The following is a 295-nucleotide window of genomic DNA, read 5'->3' as shown; positions in this document are numbered from 1 at the left end:
CGCACAAAGGCGTCCTACGCAGGCAGATCGATTTGCCGGCAATTGCCACCGTCGCGGGCTGCGATCCGGAAATCATGCACGAGCCGTCCCCATCCCTCCGCTCCATTTCAACACGAGAACCGCCGCCAGCTAACGCAATGATTGCATTAGAGCATTCTGTTTCGACGACTTACTACCGCTAGTGCCAGAATTAACACTTGCGCGTCCGCGCCTGGAAATCCACTAGTTGATCCATTCAGTGTGCTTGGCGTCTTGCACTGCAATAAAGCGAAGGGATTGGCCTTGATGAAAGCGC

At 54.9% G+C, this 295-nt stretch carries 1 protein-coding gene; it reads left to right on the top strand.

The window, feature by feature from the left end:
- Nucleotides 1-182: hypothetical protein (locus tag AF337_RS44420; RefSeq protein ID WP_210168063.1), on the top strand; the 182-nt coding region annotated here is incomplete at its 5' end.
- Nucleotides 183-295: the final 113 nt, after the last annotated feature.

It is taken from the genome of Rhizobium ecuadorense (genome assembly GCF_001187535.1).
GTDB lineage: Bacteria > Pseudomonadota > Alphaproteobacteria > Rhizobiales > Rhizobiaceae > Rhizobium > Rhizobium ecuadorense.
Note: the sequence above shows the minus strand (reverse complement) of the source record. Positions and strands in the feature narration are given on the sequence as shown.